This window comes from Oceanobacillus limi (assembly GCF_900111445.1).
GTDB classification, from domain to species: Bacteria; Bacillota; Bacilli; order Bacillales; family Amphibacillaceae; genus Ornithinibacillus; species Ornithinibacillus limi.
Map to the genome: position 1 here is coordinate 1 of NZ_FOHE01000001.1, position 14,750 is coordinate 14,750.

Below are 14,750 nucleotides of genomic sequence, written 5' to 3' on the forward strand. Positions count from 1 at the left end.
TCACACCTGTTCCCATGCCGAACACAGAAGTTAAGCTTCTCAGCGCCGATGGTAGTTGGGGCTTTGCCCCTGCGAGAGTAGGACGCCGCCAGGCATTTTATATTGGCCCGTTGGTCAAGTGGTTAAGACACCGCCCTTTCACGGCGGTAACACGGGTTCGAATCCCGTACGGGTCACCACTGTGGAGGATTAGCTCAGCTGGGAGAGCACCTGCCTTACAAGCAGGGGGTCGCAGGTTCGAGCCCTGCATCCTCCACCATAATGATTAAAACTAAATATGGTCCGGTAGTTCAGTTGGTTAGAATGCCTGCCTGTCACGCAGGAGGTCGCGGGTTCGAGTCCCGTCCGGACCGCCAGATTTATTCCTTGTAGAATATCTTAAGTCTTTTTATTACATGCCGGCCTAGCTCAATTGGTAGAGCAACGAGCATCACATCTACCGAATAAGCTACGAGTAACCCCGAAGCACGAAACATCTTGAATATGCTAGTAGATGTAGGGGTAGCCAAATGTAAAAACTTAATTTTAAATTACCTTTTAATTATGCCGGCCTAGCTCAATTGGTAGAGCAACTGACTTGTAATCAGTAGGTTGGGGGTTCAAGTCCTCTGGCCGGCACCACTTATTCTTAAACATTTATTTAAGATATAGGGGTCATCTTAAACGATACACATGAGCCATTAGCTCAGTTGGTAGAGCATCTGACTTTTAATCAGAGGGTCGAAGGTTCGAATCCTTCATGGCTCATCTTTTTGCGGGTGTGGCGGAATTGGCAGACGCGCTAGACTTAGGATCTAGTATCTTCGGATGTGGGGGTTCGACTCCCTTCACCCGCACCACACATATTAAAAAACTTCTGTTCAAGTGCGGAAGTAGTTCAGTGGTAGAACACCACCTTGCCAAGGTGGGGGTCGCGGGTTCGAATCCCGTCTTCCGCTCCATTATTTGCCGGGGTGGCGGAATTGGCAGACGCACAGGACTTAAAATCCTGCGATAGGTAACTACCGTACCGGTTCGACTCCGGTCCTCGGCACCATATGCGCCCGTAGCTCAATTGGATAGAGCGTTTGACTACGGATCAAGAGGTTAGGGGTTCGACTCCTCTCGGGCGCGCCATGTACGGGAAGTAGCTCAGCTTGGTAGAGCACATGGTTTGGGACCATGGGGTCGCAGGTTCGAATCCTGTCTTCCCGACCATCTTAATAATTACGGGGCCTTAGCTCAGCTGGGAGAGCGCCTGCCTTGCACGCAGGAGGTCAGCGGTTCGATCCCGCTAGGCTCCACTTATCTTCATTTAATTTTGGCGGTGTAGCTCAGCTGGCGAGAGCGTACGGTTCATACCCGTGAGGTCGGGGGTTCGATCCCCTCCGCCGCCACCAATATTTTTGTCATTAGATGGCGGTCGTGGCGAAGTGGTTAACGCACCGGATTGTGGCTCCGGCATACGTGGGTTCGATCCCCACCGGTCGCCCCATTTAAATCTGGACCCTTAGCTCAGTTGGTTAGAGCTATCGGCTCATAACCGATCGGTCGCAGGTTCGAATCCTGCAGGGTCCATCTGAAGGATTTAATTTGATATTATGGAGGTATACCCAAGTCTGGCTGAAGGGATCGGTCTTGAAAACCGACAGGGGTGTCAAAGCCCGCGGGGGTTCGAATCCCTCTACCTCCTCCATATAATACTTAGTAACATTCGGTAGAGTAACAAGCAAACCATCCACCGAATTAGTTAGTAGATTTAAGGTTCAGAACAAAAACTATTATACAATAAGGCTCGGTAGCTCAGTCGGTAGAGCAAAGGACTGAAAATCCTTGTGTCGGCGGTTCGATTCCGTCCCGAGCCACCATTTATTTTACAACTAAGTGGAGGGATAGCGAAGTTGGCCAAACGCGGCGGACTGTAAATCCGCTCCCATCGGGTTCGTAGGTTCGAGTCCTACTCCCTCCATCATTATATTTCTTCTTATAAACAAAATGCGGGTGTAGTTTAGTGGTAAAACCTCAGCCTTCCAAGCTGATGTCGAGGGTTCGATTCCCTTCACCCGCTCCATTTATTATGTGGGCCTGTAGCTCAGCTGGTTAGAGCGCACGCCTGATAAGCGTGAGGTCGGTGGTTCGAGTCCACTCAGGCCCATTACTACATTAATATCTTCAATGTTTCAAATTCCATACAAGAGTATGTTATAATATAGTAGTAAATTAAAAACATTCTACAATTAAGTTGAATGTTATTTTCAATTCTATTTTGAAACCATGTGGAGAAGTACTCAAGTGGCTGAAGAGGCGCCCCTGCTAAGGGTGTAGGTCGCGTAAGCGGCGCGAGGGTTCAAATCCCTCCTTCTCCGCCATTCATTGGGCTATAGCCAAGCGGTAAGGCATCGGGTTTTGATCCCGTGATTCCCAGGTTCGAATCCTGGTAGCCCAGCCATTATTTTATATATTTCAAGGGGCCTTAGCTCAGCTGGGAGAGCGCCTGCCTTGCACGCAGGAGGTCAGCGGTTCGATCCCGCTAGGCTCCATCTTAAAAAGCTCACAAGTAGATTGTTACTACTTGTGAGCTTTTTGTAGTAGATGGAAAATGATCATATTTAACTTATTAATCAATTAAAGGTTGCTGCATTTCCATGTTTGTATTTTCTCATAAATGAGTTCTGCTATTTCAGGAATTGGTAATGTACCGTCAACGATAATGTCAGAATTTGGTTTGATGGTATTTATCATTTCAAGATAACCACGTCTGCCAAAGGAAACATAGTTTTGAATATTTGTGAAGATTTTTTCTTTAGAGCTATTCTTATAGTCTCTAGTTATTCGACGTGCCATTGCAATATCCAGTGGTGTATCAATATAAACGGCAAGGTTAATGTAATGGATAGCTTTAGTATGTTTGTAGGCAAACGGGTAATCAATCAATATGTATTCTAAAGGTTTTTTCAGTAGTAATTCTACATCGTTAAGCAGCGGGGATAAATTCCATTCGTCATAATCTGCACCACGATCCACCCAATCAATAATGTTCAAAGGACCATCAAAATCGTAATCATCAAAATAAAGTGCTTTTGAATTCTGAAGTCTTTCTTTTAAATATTTCGTAATAGTAGTTTTTCCTCCACCAGAGATTGCAGCAATTGTAACAACGAGTGGAGGGGTTGCTGTTTGCATGATATTGAATTCTCCTTATAAATAGTTATTGTTAAATTCCTTTCTATCCCCTTATCAAGATAATAGCGATTTAATCTTGAATAGGGATGTAACTGGAAGAGGACAATACATATGAACACCTCAATTAATTGTACTGTGATTATTGTTGTATTAGTTTTTTATTCTTTCTTCCGATATTCTTCTGCTAACATCCCCATATGGATAATGTCATGCCATTGACCATTTCGATATAATGCTTGACGGCTAGTCCCTTCTTTTTGAAAACCAAGTTTTTGATATAGATGAATGGCCTTTTCATTGAAGGCAAATACTCTAAGCGATATGCGGTGCAAATGTAGTTCTTGAAATGCGTAGTGGATTAATATGTGTAGGGCTTCGGTTGCGTAACCCTGTCCCCAATATTCTGTTTCACCGATATCAATAATACATTCGGCATTTCTATTTTTGTAATCAATATTTATTAATGAGGTAATTCCAATTGGTGTGTCTTTCTCGGTTTCCATGATGATGTAGCTTTTAGATGAAGTGGAATTGATGAGTACCTCTTCAACAAATTCTCTCGTATCTTCAAGGGAATATTGATCTAATGATGGATTGGTAGATACCATCACCTCCGTATTGTTTCTCCAGGAATGATATTGTTCGATATCTTTCTTTTCTACTTTACGTAAGGCAATTCTATTAGATGAAAACATAAAGTAACCTCCAATCTATTATTTTTCAATTCTTCTTAAGAATTATTATCCTAATATACGAATATGGAAGGAATCGGTTTCACATAGATAAATAGAAAAACGCTGCAACAGTTTTTTCCAATGTGAATTAGTCGTATTAGTAGATATATTGGGACAGTGAACCTGTCCCCTTGTCCCACGCAGTAGCAAAATGAATAGTAGATTGAAATAAAAAATACACAGTAGAATTACTGTGCATTTTTTTGTTGGGACGATGAACCTGTCCCCCTGTCCCAAAGGTTCCATGGGTATTGGTTTGGTGGTTTGGATTTGATTTTTATTTCTTCTTTTTTGGTTGGGTGTTCTACTGCTAGTGTTTGTGACCATAGGGCGATTTGTTGTCCAGTTTGGTTAACTTTCTTTCCGTATTTTTGGTCGCCATACAAGGGCAGATTACGAGAAGAAAGTTGGACTCGTATTTGGTGTGGTCTTCCGGTGTGTAGGTCGATGGAAAGGAGGCTTAAGCCTTTCTTTTGTCCGAGGACCTCGTATTCCAGAACGGCCTTTTTCGCTGCTTTTGTATTTGGATCGGCGGTATATACTTTGTTTTCTTTTTTATCCTTCACCAAGTAATCCTCAAGTACACCGTGACTTTTCTTTGGTTTACCTCGCACAATGGCCAAGTATTTTTTATCAACGGCTTTTCTTCTTATCGCATCCGATAGGCGAGAGGCAGCTTTGGAAGTCTTGGAAAATACCATAACACCACCAACTGGACGATCTAACCGGTGGGTAAGTGCGAGGTAAGCATCACCTGGTTTTTGATAACGGACTTTCAAATCCTCTTTTAAGATAGAGAGTAAATCGTCATCCTTGGAGCGATCCTCTTGAACTGGTACATTAACTGGTTTCTCGACAAATAGTAAATGATTGTCCTCATATAAAATCGGGACGTTCATCAATTGAAAAACTCCTTTAATTTAAAGAATCTATTATCATGATAACATAGTCATTTGGTGTATCAAGGGGCAATCATGTTGATAGATTTTTAGAATGGAAAAACAAAAACGCACATGGTAGTGATTGTACTATCATGTGCGCAGTTGATCTATCTTGTTAAAGAGGTGTATAACCAGCAACTGTATAAGTGGTAGTACCTGTAATACGTAAGTATAGTTTTAACTTTCATCTATGTTATTAAGAAAATAGATTCAGCATCGTTTATTCCATTAAATTACTTTTCGTTTGAGGTATATCAATTAACCAATTATTCGCTTCGTTTGCTTCAAAAAATTCCTTTATCTCGTAGGATTGATAGTATGCCTCTTCCATGAAGGGATCCTTACTAACTAATGCTGTTACTTCTTCGAGACTATGGGACTGAAAAATCATCATGGCACGATCATTCTCCGTAAAGGGACCACATAACTTTAAAGAACCACTTTTACTGAGCAGCTTCAAATAGTCCACGTGTCTATTTAACAAATCCTCACTTAGCTCGCCTTTGGTTTTATCCTTGTATGTCACTAAGTAATTCTTCATAAAAAATCCCCCCTAACAGAATATACGTTCCCATCCATTATATAAGATAATTCCGATTATTGTCAAACCAATCCGGTGCCAGGCACCGACAATAATCGACAAATTATGACGGGTGCCTGGCACCGTTCTTGTTTTATTTACATTTTTTGTTTTATTATTTATACTAGATTAAATTGGTATAATTTTTTGTAAGTTTCAACTTGCTTTATATATATAAGAGAAGGTAGACCTAAAGGGGAGTCAAGATGAATCGAGCGATGTTTGTACATGAATTCAAAATGATGAGTAAAAGCAGGAAAAATGTCCTGTTTATTATTGCATTAATAAGTTTAATTTTAAGTTATTGCTTTTTAGTTCTTCCGTCAAAAGAAACCTCTGACTCTTTTCAACCAGAAGAGATGAAGAAAGAAATCAGTAATCTTGAGGCAGTTCAACAAGGCATGATTAATCGAGGAGGAACAGGCTTCGTTCAAATGGCAGGTCGGGGGCCGTATGCAGAGAGCGTGTATGAGCAAAAAATAAAATCACGATTGGTTACTGCATTTGAAGATGGGGATATGAGTCGTTTTGTCCAATTAAGGATGAAAGGAAATGTCTTTAATGAGATGCAGCAATCAAGGGATTGGATGTTAATTTCCGGTGCTCCTTTTCCAGCACATGATCAAAGTCGTAATATTAGTCTTCGAAATCTTCGCTATCAAGGGTATTTAGATGCGGATGTTCCAATTACATATGAAATGATTGAACAAAAGACAGCATTACAAACGATCCAAAATTTTCTTATTGGAACGACTGCGTTCATGGTATTATTTTGTGCCATTTACTTTAGTAGCGATATGATTTCCAAGGACAGGCAGCATCGGTCTGTTTTACAGGGGGCTCCGATTGGCTGGTACCGAGTCATTAATATAAAATCATTTGTAGCATTTATGTATACACTTTTGGTATTAATTGGGATATTTGTACTTGCCTTGGCTATTATATCGATTCAAAACGGCTTGGGATCTTTCAAGCTATCCATACCAATAACTATACCGAGTACGGAACCAGATGACTATTTTGGTTACCGATTTAGCGAATATGAAACCATAACGATGTTGAAATTCTTCCTTCTAGTTCTTGGAATAATACCAATACTTGTTTATCTATTCATTCGGTTGAATGCTATTTTAAGCCTATTATTTAAGAATTCCTGGTTGGTCCTTATGATTAGTTCAGCAATTTTGTTTTCCGAGCGAATCTATTATTCTAGGACACTAACGGAGCTGTTTGGGTTCGAAATTAGTAATTTTCCACAGACATATTTTGACTTTGGAAGGATTATATCGGGTGAAAAATATTACTTGGTTCACCTAGAGTCGATTTCGTATCAACAAGGGATTCTCGTTTTATTGATTACGGTATTCATTCTAGAAATTATTCTTTTGATCGTTTCAAGAATCATGAATAAGCGTCGTTTTTATCAAGGTGCTTGATTTCACTTTAAGAAACTACGTGTACTTGCTAGGAATTCTTAGCGATCTACAGAAAGGAAAGTCGATATGTTTTGGAAATATACGCGCTTTGAAGCAAAATTAGTAACCCATAATCGGAAAATTTGGTTTGTCTCTGCGTTCCTAATGCTCTTTTTCCTCTTGTTTTTTATGTACTATCAACAAGATGAGCCGCCTTCTTTAGTGGAACAAAAACGCGTGGAGAAGGGGACAGTTTACTCTACCTTTGATTATCTCGATAATTTACGTCACGATGTACCTGAAGTTGCCGAGGTTTATGATCACATGACGGAGATATCATCATTGGTCAATTTCCAGGTTTGGTATATCGGACAAGGAGATGATAGTGAGCAATATATCGAAAACGGACTGGAAGCAAATGAGCTACGACTTAAAGTTCACGAGTTAGGAAACGAAGGGATCCCTGACCACCTAATTATGTCTAGGGAAGACATTTTAAAGGACACGGCCTTATTGCAATATATTAAGGATAAGGATTTACCAATCGAGTCGGACTCTTTTGCCACCAATCATTACTATACAAAAGCTATCCATGCCATTTCTGGATTACTATTTCTCGTGATCGTTTTAATTGCAGGAAATGAGCTGCTTGTATATGAACAACGACATCGAACGATTATGAGAGGTTTTCCAATAGCCTTTTTGAAAAAAGTTTCAAGCAAGGTTTCCATTCATTTTGTGCTCGTGTATACCTTTTTACTTCTGGGATTTGTCATTGGCAGTATGTATGTTGCCGAAAAGTTTAACGCAGGTGAATTTTCATTCCCGGTATTAATTTATAAAAATGAGGGATATGTTGCGGTTTCAACCCAGGAATACCTTCTCTATATCTTTTTAGGTTTTGCGCTGGTTACGGTTTTTCTTTTGTTTTTATCAATTTTATTAAACATGCTATTTAAGAATGCTTTTGCAAATATATTAGTCGGCCTATCTATCTATTTGCTGCCAGATTTATTTATGGCAGCTGGCTTTAAAGCGACTTTCTTTCATCCGTTAAAATATATCGATATAGCAAATGTCTTATCTGGTGATCTTGCTGTGGAATTGGGGAACCGATCGATTGATTACGGGAATGCGATGATTTCTTTAGGGGGGATGACGATTCTGTTAATTGGGGTAATCTATGCGATTAACCGGTTCACTTATATTCGAGTTCCAAAGGATGCCCCTTTAGAGAAAGCTTTTTAACAGACGTCATGCAATTAACGTTCGTTGATCATTCATGAGGAATGATACACCTAGGAGACTATAATAGAAATGAGGATTGAGATGCTTAAATTAGAAAATATCTCGGTTAGCTATAAGGACAAGGTCGTTTTAGATAATCTATCTTTTTCTGCGAGTGATGGGGAAATTATCGGGGTAGTCGCCCCAAACGGGACAGGGAAAACGACATTATTTAATGTAATGGCAAATTTTTTAAAACCGAATAAAGGGACTGTTACGATTAACGATCGCTTGCAATACAAAAAGGAGAAAAATGAACTAGAAATTCATAAACTACTAGCAACATTTCCAGAACAGAGTGATTTATTTGAGGAATTATCTGGTGTCGATCATATGAAGCTTTATGCCAATATGTGGAAGGGCTCCACCAAACATGTGAAAGAGATATACAAGCAACTACAAATGGAGAGCTATGTAAAGAAAAAAGTAAAGACGTATTCGTTAGGGATGCGACAACGACTATGCTTTGCAATGATTGCTGCAGCAGATACGCCTATTATGCTGATGGATGAGGTGATGAATGGGCTTGATGTTGCCAATGTTTCGCTCCTGTCCAATCATTTAATGCAAATGAAAAAAGACGGCAAACTAATTTTCGTTGCTTCCCATTTATTAGAAAATCTCGATTTATATGCAGATCGTGTGATTTATTTAAGGGATGGGAATATTGTTCATGAACAAAAACTAAATGATACGGATCAAGAATATATCAAAGTAGAGTTGACTCCAGAAAAGTATGAAACGTTTAGCAAAAAGTATGCCTTACCAAATCACCACCTCTATATTGCGGAGCGTTTATGCTGCCTCCCAATAGCAGATATGGATGCTGCAGAACTAGAGGAGTGGATTCAACGGTTATTGCCCTTCAAGGAAAAGGAGATAACCATTGGGCCGCTTGGTACGGTGGAGAATTATGAAAAATATTATCATGAAAGCTGAAAAACCAGTTCGAGGAGGGGAAAAAATGAAACGAATGATAATCACTATCTTTATAATTAGTTTATTCGTTTTAGTTGGCTGTCAGCAAAATCCCTCGGAAAAGGTATTACACTACGAAGCGAACAATGAAATCATCGGAACGGAAAAGGATGAAATTATTGGCGATGTGAGTGATACCATTTACGAATCAATCGACCGCAGTAACTCGGAGGCAGAAGAAATGATGGTTGGGCCAGTTGAAAGAGAAGGTGAGGAGGTCACCCCTTCAAAAGGTAGGTATACAATTAGTGGTGGTTTGTCAGGACGCGTAGTCATTTCAGATGAACAGGGAAATCTGTTATTAGAAGAAATCCTCGATCAAGCTTACGGAGTACAAAGTGTTACCGTTGATCTCAATGGTTCACACAGCGTCTATTTTGATGGAGTCGAAGAAGCGATGATATCTCCTGCTCAAACGAATTTTTCGAATGAGCTATCCGCAGGAATATGGGAAGTTGGAAAGGATATAGAAGCAGGGGACTATTCCGTCATGGCCGCCTCTGAGCAGGCTTTTGGGGATTTAATGATTTTTGAAGAAGGGGAGTCAACAAGACTATACGAAATCATTGATACCTCACCTGAATCAATGATTGAAGTTAGCTTAGAGGATGGACAGAAAGTAAAGATTAGTGGGTTAGCTTTTCTTGAGTTTAAGCCTAAATCTTAGGGAATTGGATACGCTAGGAAGTTTTGGTGGATAAATACATATGAAATCGAAGACCAAATCGAATCTGATTTGGTCTTTTCGTTAACCATCTATCCAATCATTGAATCCTTAACAAGGAAACTCAACTAATAGTTTTGTGAGCTATGAATATCCTTTCGATTCCTTTAATTATTCGTAGCTTTCAAGAAATACGTAGCTGTGTTGCTCAATTTATCCTGCATATAATTGGCTGTAATACTCCCACTGATTGAAGATTACCTTTATAATAGGAAATGACCTAGTGGATAAGCAGCATACGTTTATTTATACTTGAACGATTTGGGGGATTAGTTGTGGAGACGGATATTTCTATATTACTTGCATTTGGTGCAGGTGCATTAACTTTTGTTTCACCATGCGTGTTTCCGTTGTATCCAGCATTTTTATCCTATATCACTGGATTGAGTGTATCAGATATACAGAGTGGAAAAATAAGAGAACAGCGGAAAGCTATTATTCATACAATTTTCTTTTTACTAGGATTTTCAATAATCTATTTCGTTCTGGGATTTGGATCAGCAGGAAGTGCAACTTTCATAGAGACTTGGTATGTTCAATATGGTGATTTGATACGACAATTAGGCGCTATTTTAATCGTTTTCTTTGGTTTGGTAACTGTCGGAGTGCTTCAACCGAAGTTCTTGTTGAAGGACCATAAACTAAACATTCCAAATAAACCATCTGGTTATCTTGGTACAATGTTAATTGGCCTTGCTTTTGCAGTAGGATGGACTCCTTGTATGGGCCCAATATTGGCAGCTACACTAGCGCTTGTTGGCACAAATCCATCACAAGGTTTATGGTACATGTCGTCGTATATTTTAGGATTTAGTATTCCGTTTTTCTTAATGGCATTTTTTATTACTAAATTTACTTGGATAAAGAAATATAGTGGCATGTTCATGAAATTTGGTGGCGTCATTATGATCGTGATGGGAATTATTTTGTTTTTTGATAAATTTTCCATCATCAATTCATTATTGTCACCGATTTTTGGAGATTTCCAAGGGTTTTAAGGCGAGAGTTTCGTTGAATAGGATAATAATTTGGACTGCGCATTTACCTATATGCGTGGTCCTTATTAATTTCGAAATGCTACATTTGTTATATTTTAGACAGATGTTAGCTATAGAAGCATGGCACCAATATAGCAGGTAAACAAAAATAGGTAAACAAAGAGGAGGGAACTGAATAACATCGTTGCTTTTTTGGTATGTTATAAAAGATTTCAAGCCGAAAGAGAGCGATACCTATGCCGCATCAGAAGTTTCAATCCTCTACGATAGTACCTCGCTATGCCAAGGGAGCCATATCTACATTCGGAACCAACTCTTTCTATCCCCGTATACCATGGGTTGCAGCGTGGTGGTCGTTTACTTTCCCGGGGTTTGGTCATATCTATTTAGGTAGGTACCTGCCTGGCTTTGTTTTAATTATTTGGGAGCTTGTCGTAAACACGCAAGCTAACTTAAACATGGGGATCGCCTTATCGATGCTTGGAAGGTTTGAGGAAGCAAAGACTATCATAAACGAGGAATGGGTTTTGCTTTATATAGCTGTTTACATATTTAGTATTTGGGATAGTTACCGCTCTGCAGTTGAAATTAGTAAAAGTCACGTTCTCTCAGAAGTGGAAGATGCTCCGGTTGTTCCTTCTAATGTTAGTGCTGTGGACATTGTTATGATGGACAAGAGAAAACCATGGCTAGCAGCGGTATGGTCGACGTTATCACCTGGATTAGGTCAATTATATAGTGGACATACAATTGCAGGCACATTTATTTTGGCGTGGTGGATTAGTGTTACATACAAAGCGAAGACAATTGGTACCTGGTTTCAATCGTCCATTGGGAATTTTAGCAGTGCAACCGATTTAGCGGACTGGCAGTGGTTTCTTTTCTTACCTTCTATGTACGCGTTCGCAATCTATCAAGCATATACTGCTGTGATTGAAAATAATACATTGTACGATATTGAACAAATACGCTACCTTAGAGTGAGGGATGAAAAATTGGCACAACAAAGGCAAAACAATCTAGAAAACGATACGGTACAAATCTTTGCCACGTTTGAACATTCCCCCTTTGTCGAGATGGCTATTCATGACATGGAAACGATCGGAGTACAATCGAAAGATATTGTGGCATTGCCTTTTGAAAACTTAGAATCCCAAACCTATGTTATTGATACGATTCATCGCGTCGATGGCAGAAGTGTTTTGGACGGTGCGATGGTAAGTGGGACGATTTTTATGCTTCTCGGAACAATTTATGGATTTGTGTTGCACTGGGGACCTGTCATTTGGGGATTGATTGGCTTAGTGGTTGGTTTCTTCTTGGGCTTGATCATCGAACTCGCTTTTCATAAAAAGAAAATAAAACTTTTTGCGAATCGTAAAGATGAAGTTTTTATGCAGATAACTTGTCATACTTCTATGGAGGAGCGCCTCATAAACGTGCTGAAAGCAAGAAAGGCGAATAGTTACGTGGTTATGCCACAGCGGGTTGTGTCTGATACATGAATGAAGGTGTTCGCATTACGGTAAGAAAAACCGACTGTATTGGAAAATCGGTTTTTCTTTTTCTAATGCTAAAAAAATTATCCCTGCTTCAGCTTAACGTCGGCACCTGGAAACGTGACGATCGCTATCAGCTGTTCTGCCATATAGGCCGGAGTGTATTTAAAACCACTATTGATCCACTCTAGTATTAAGCCAAGTAGTGCATGGGCATAATAGCTGGATACAAAGTCACGATCAACATTACTCGTTGTACCAAGGATTTCCATATCATCCCGTGACAGTTGTTTAAAGACATCCGAGATTTTATGCTGGATGCCAGGGACAGCATTGGAGGACACGATCGCACGGTAAAATTTTGAATAAGAATAGACATGCTCAAAAATTTTAATTTTAGAAGCGGTTAGCTCTTTGATAACCAGTGCATCGGAATGAAGATAAGGGGCTCGATAAGATTCTATTAAATCACACATCACATCATCAATTAGTTCCTCTAGTAACGCTTCTTTTGTGTCGTAATGTTTATAGAAGGTCCCTCGATTGAGGTTCGCGTGTTGAACAATTTCTGTAATGGTAATTTTTTTGAAATCAGATGTTTCCATCCGTAAAATTAATGCATCCTTTAATGCTTGTTTTGACTTATTAATTCTTCGATCGGTTGCCATCAACAAACCACCACCAATTTGTTCATTTCTATCTACTAATTGTACAAAACTATCAAATCTATTGATTTATCAACATTTCTACTCATTTTGATGATTGCTCTCTTTAAGTATAATCGATTAAACTTAAGGTGTAAAAGGTAAGGAAATAATGAAGAGAATAGAGGAGGTTGTTTACATGAGATTAGAAGGAAAAGTAGCAGTGGTTACGGGAGCAGCTTCTGGAATGGGAAAAGAAATTGCTGAACTCTATGCAAAAGAGGGAGCAAAAGTTGTTCTAGCTGATTTAAATCGTGATGGTGTCGAGAGTGTATCCGAAGCAATTACGAAAAACGGTGGAACAGCGACAGCAGTTAAGGTCAACGTAGCGGAATTAGCTGATGTGGAAAATATGATTGATACGGCAATCAAGCAATATGGAACGTTAGATATTTTAGTAAATAATGCTGGGATTATGGATAGCTTTGAACCAATTGGAGATATTTCCGATGAAAAATGGGATCTTCTTTTTGATGTTAATACAAAAGGTGTTATGCGTGCGATGAGAAAAGCGATTCCGATCTTCTTGGAAAAGGGAAGAGGAGTTATTATTAATACGGCATCCACTGGTGGTTTTAGTGGAGCGCACGCCGGTGTTGCTTATGGTGCATCCAAGCACGCGGTGATCGGAATGACAAAAAATACTGGCTATATGTATGCCAAAGAAGGAATTCGCTGTAATGCGATTGCACCAGGTGCCGTTGAAACCAACATCGGTTCAAGCATGAAAGGTGTCAATGAATTCGGAATGGGACGAGCAGGCTTAGCCCATGCAGTATCACCTCGTACAGGTCAGCCAGAAGAAATCGCACAAGCAGCATTGTTCTTAGCATCTGATGAGTCTAGCTTTGTGAATGGGACTGTACTTACTGTTGATGGTGGGTGGACTGCTGCGTTTTAGGTGTAAAGTCAACTAGTACAAAGCTTTAGGTATCTGTTCCGAAGTGGAAATATAAATTCTTATTAGTATTTAAGTTGGTCAAGTTTCTAGCAGCTTTATAGAGAAATTATAGAAAAACGCTTTGAGTTGAATTCAGAGCGTTTTTAAGTTTTTATTGTTGAATTAGAGGAGCTGTTAGCTTACTAAATAGCAGGATTATTAAATGGTTCGCCATCAGGAGTTAGTTGAATCCGTTATCCCCTAGAAAAAGTATGAGTACATTAGTGCTTTTTCATCAACACAGGATAGTTGCCCCCTGTTATTCAAGTATCGGTGAAGCATTTTCTTATTGCGCTAACCTGTTAATTTTGAAGTAATGCCATCGTTAATGCAATAAGGTTATTTCCTTTGCTTCTACTGTTCGACTATTAAAATCCTTTCGCAAAAAGCTTCTTTTTGTAAGCGTTACTGAGACAGAATCTCCTATTTCAATATTACTTAAAGATAGAACCTTTCCATTATCATTAGTTATTACCGTATTGTCAGTTAAATGAACTTTACACTGATATGCTATAGCATCGCGTGCACCAAAATCTGGTACTGGACAATCAACTATTATGTGTCCATTTTTATTTATTTCAGATACGCTTCCTTCAAATGAATTTGTACTTAGCGTAAAATAAAAAAGAAGCGCTACAAGTACAATAAGCAAAATAATAAATGAAATGATTAGTTTTTTCATATCATCTTCCTATTCGGTTCATTTTTGTTAGTTATGTTCATTCCCTTTTGTTAAACAATCCTGCTTGTTACTTTAAGTACAATTGCTAAGGATTAAAGTCGACGCA

General features: G+C 39.3%; 13 protein-coding genes, 22 tRNA genes and 1 rRNA gene. 30 read left to right on the forward strand and 6 right to left on the reverse strand.

Annotated features, from left to right (window positions below):
• The 23 genes from rrf to BMX40_RS00115 form a co-directional block, all read left to right on the forward strand.
• A 5S ribosomal RNA gene (gene rrf, locus BMX40_RS00005) occupies positions 1 to 94 on the forward strand; the annotation flags it as partial.
• Between the two features lie 10 nt (positions 95 to 104).
• Positions 105 to 179, forward strand: a tRNA-Glu gene (locus tag BMX40_RS00010).
• Between the two features lie 4 nt (positions 180 to 183).
• Positions 184 to 259 (forward strand) — tRNA-Val (locus tag BMX40_RS00015).
• A 20-nt stretch (positions 260 to 279) separates the two neighbouring features.
• A tRNA-Asp gene (locus BMX40_RS00020) sits at positions 280 to 356 on the forward strand.
• Positions 357 to 545: 189 nt separating this feature from the next.
• Positions 546 to 621 (forward strand) — tRNA-Thr (locus BMX40_RS00025).
• A gap of 53 nt (positions 622 to 674) precedes the next feature.
• Positions 675 to 747: transfer RNA gene (locus BMX40_RS00030), tRNA-Lys, on the forward strand.
• A gap of 7 nt (positions 748 to 754) precedes the next feature.
• Positions 755 to 839 (forward strand) — tRNA-Leu (locus BMX40_RS00035).
• Positions 840 to 866: 27 nt separating this feature from the next.
• A tRNA-Gly gene (locus tag BMX40_RS00040) sits at positions 867 to 941 on the forward strand.
• Between the two features lie 6 nt (positions 942 to 947).
• A tRNA-Leu gene (locus BMX40_RS00045) sits at positions 948 to 1,036 on the forward strand.
• A gap of 3 nt (positions 1,037 to 1,039) precedes the next feature.
• A tRNA-Arg gene (locus BMX40_RS00050) sits at positions 1,040 to 1,116 on the forward strand.
• 4 nt (positions 1,117 to 1,120) lie between these two features.
• Positions 1,121 to 1,197, forward strand: a tRNA-Pro gene (locus BMX40_RS00055).
• 13 nt (positions 1,198 to 1,210) lie between these two features.
• A tRNA-Ala gene (locus tag BMX40_RS00060) sits at positions 1,211 to 1,283 on the forward strand.
• 19 nt (positions 1,284 to 1,302) lie between these two features.
• A tRNA-Met gene (locus tag BMX40_RS00065) sits at positions 1,303 to 1,379 on the forward strand.
• 19 nt (positions 1,380 to 1,398) lie between these two features.
• Positions 1,399 to 1,474 (forward strand) — tRNA-His (locus BMX40_RS00070).
• Between the two features lie 9 nt (positions 1,475 to 1,483).
• A tRNA-Ile gene (locus tag BMX40_RS00075) sits at positions 1,484 to 1,557 on the forward strand.
• A gap of 25 nt (positions 1,558 to 1,582) precedes the next feature.
• A tRNA-Ser gene (locus BMX40_RS00080) sits at positions 1,583 to 1,675 on the forward strand.
• A gap of 96 nt (positions 1,676 to 1,771) precedes the next feature.
• A tRNA-Phe gene (locus tag BMX40_RS00085) sits at positions 1,772 to 1,847 on the forward strand.
• A gap of 18 nt (positions 1,848 to 1,865) precedes the next feature.
• Positions 1,866 to 1,948 (forward strand) — tRNA-Tyr (locus BMX40_RS00090).
• A 28-nt stretch (positions 1,949 to 1,976) separates the two neighbouring features.
• Positions 1,977 to 2,050: transfer RNA gene (locus BMX40_RS00095), tRNA-Gly, on the forward strand.
• A gap of 10 nt (positions 2,051 to 2,060) precedes the next feature.
• A tRNA-Ile gene (locus BMX40_RS00100) sits at positions 2,061 to 2,134 on the forward strand.
• Positions 2,135 to 2,257: 123 nt separating this feature from the next.
• Positions 2,258 to 2,348: transfer RNA gene (locus BMX40_RS00105), tRNA-Ser, on the forward strand.
• Positions 2,349 to 2,353: 5 nt separating this feature from the next.
• Positions 2,354 to 2,428, forward strand: a tRNA-Gln gene (locus tag BMX40_RS00110).
• 18 nt (positions 2,429 to 2,446) lie between these two features.
• A tRNA-Ala gene (locus tag BMX40_RS00115) sits at positions 2,447 to 2,519 on the forward strand.
• Between the two features lie 85 nt (positions 2,520 to 2,604).
• Here BMX40_RS00115 and BMX40_RS00120 read toward each other — a convergent pair.
• From BMX40_RS00120 to BMX40_RS00135, 4 genes are all read right to left on the reverse strand, one after another.
• On the reverse strand, positions 2,605 to 3,162 hold the full coding sequence (locus BMX40_RS00120) for a nucleoside/nucleotide kinase family protein (protein WP_090865565.1): 558 nt from the start codon (positions 3,160 to 3,162) through the stop codon (positions 2,605 to 2,607).
• 158 nt (positions 3,163 to 3,320) lie between these two features.
• Positions 3,321 to 3,857 (reverse strand): GNAT family N-acetyltransferase, encoded by a 537-nt coding sequence (locus BMX40_RS00125; protein ID WP_090865567.1) that lies wholly within the window; start codon positions 3,855 to 3,857, stop codon positions 3,321 to 3,323.
• 227 nt (positions 3,858 to 4,084) lie between these two features.
• Complete coding sequence (locus tag BMX40_RS00130) at positions 4,085 to 4,795, reverse strand: RluA family pseudouridine synthase (protein ID WP_090865569.1); 711 nt, start codon at positions 4,793 to 4,795, stop codon at positions 4,085 to 4,087.
• Positions 4,796 to 5,057: 262 nt separating this feature from the next.
• Entirely contained in the window at positions 5,058 to 5,378 is a 321-nt protein-coding gene (locus BMX40_RS00135) for a YciI family protein (protein WP_090865571.1), read from the reverse strand.
• A 245-nt stretch (positions 5,379 to 5,623) separates the two neighbouring features.
• On the opposite strand from BMX40_RS00135, the gene BMX40_RS00140 reads away from it, so the two are divergent.
• The 6 genes from BMX40_RS00140 (at position 5,624) to BMX40_RS00165 (ending at position 12,324) form a co-directional block, all read left to right on the forward strand.
• Positions 5,624 to 6,853 (forward strand): hypothetical protein, encoded by a 1,230-nt coding sequence (locus BMX40_RS00140; RefSeq protein WP_090865574.1) that lies wholly within the window; start codon positions 5,624 to 5,626, stop codon positions 6,851 to 6,853.
• Positions 6,854 to 6,919: 66 nt separating this feature from the next.
• Positions 6,920 to 8,080, forward strand: coding sequence for a hypothetical protein (locus BMX40_RS00145; protein ID WP_090865576.1), 1,161 nt, complete (start codon positions 6,920 to 6,922; stop codon positions 8,078 to 8,080).
• 81 nt (positions 8,081 to 8,161) lie between these two features.
• Positions 8,162 to 9,058, forward strand: coding sequence for an ABC transporter ATP-binding protein (locus tag BMX40_RS00150; RefSeq protein ID WP_090866416.1), 897 nt, complete (start codon positions 8,162 to 8,164; stop codon positions 9,056 to 9,058).
• A 25-nt stretch (positions 9,059 to 9,083) separates the two neighbouring features.
• Entirely contained in the window at positions 9,084 to 9,764 is a 681-nt protein-coding gene (locus tag BMX40_RS00155; protein ID WP_139177891.1) for a hypothetical protein, read from the forward strand.
• A 332-nt stretch (positions 9,765 to 10,096) separates the two neighbouring features.
• Positions 10,097 to 10,819 carry a cytochrome c biogenesis CcdA family protein gene (locus BMX40_RS00160; protein ID WP_090865580.1) on the forward strand — a complete coding sequence of 241 codons (723 nt, stop codon included), beginning with the start codon at positions 10,097 to 10,099 and terminating at the stop codon, positions 10,817 to 10,819.
• A 236-nt stretch (positions 10,820 to 11,055) separates the two neighbouring features.
• A complete protein-coding gene (locus BMX40_RS00165) occupies positions 11,056 to 12,324 on the forward strand; it encodes a hypothetical protein (RefSeq protein WP_090865582.1) in 1,269 nt (422 codons plus the stop codon).
• A gap of 77 nt (positions 12,325 to 12,401) precedes the next feature.
• On the opposite strand, the gene BMX40_RS00170 is transcribed toward BMX40_RS00165, so the two are convergent.
• Positions 12,402 to 12,986 carry a TetR/AcrR family transcriptional regulator gene (locus BMX40_RS00170; RefSeq protein WP_090865584.1) on the reverse strand — a complete coding sequence of 195 codons (585 nt, stop codon included), beginning with the start codon at positions 12,984 to 12,986 and terminating at the stop codon, positions 12,402 to 12,404.
• A gap of 175 nt (positions 12,987 to 13,161) precedes the next feature.
• Between BMX40_RS00170 and BMX40_RS00175 the strand changes: the two genes are divergently transcribed.
• Complete coding sequence (locus BMX40_RS00175) at positions 13,162 to 13,923, forward strand: SDR family oxidoreductase (protein ID WP_090865586.1); 762 nt, start codon at positions 13,162 to 13,164, stop codon at positions 13,921 to 13,923.
• A 364-nt stretch (positions 13,924 to 14,287) separates the two neighbouring features.
• On the opposite strand, the gene BMX40_RS00180 is transcribed toward BMX40_RS00175, so the two are convergent.
• Positions 14,288 to 14,644 carry a hypothetical protein gene (locus tag BMX40_RS00180; RefSeq protein WP_090865588.1) on the reverse strand — a complete coding sequence of 119 codons (357 nt, stop codon included), beginning with the start codon at positions 14,642 to 14,644 and terminating at the stop codon, positions 14,288 to 14,290.
• Positions 14,645 to 14,750: the final 106 nt, after the last annotated feature.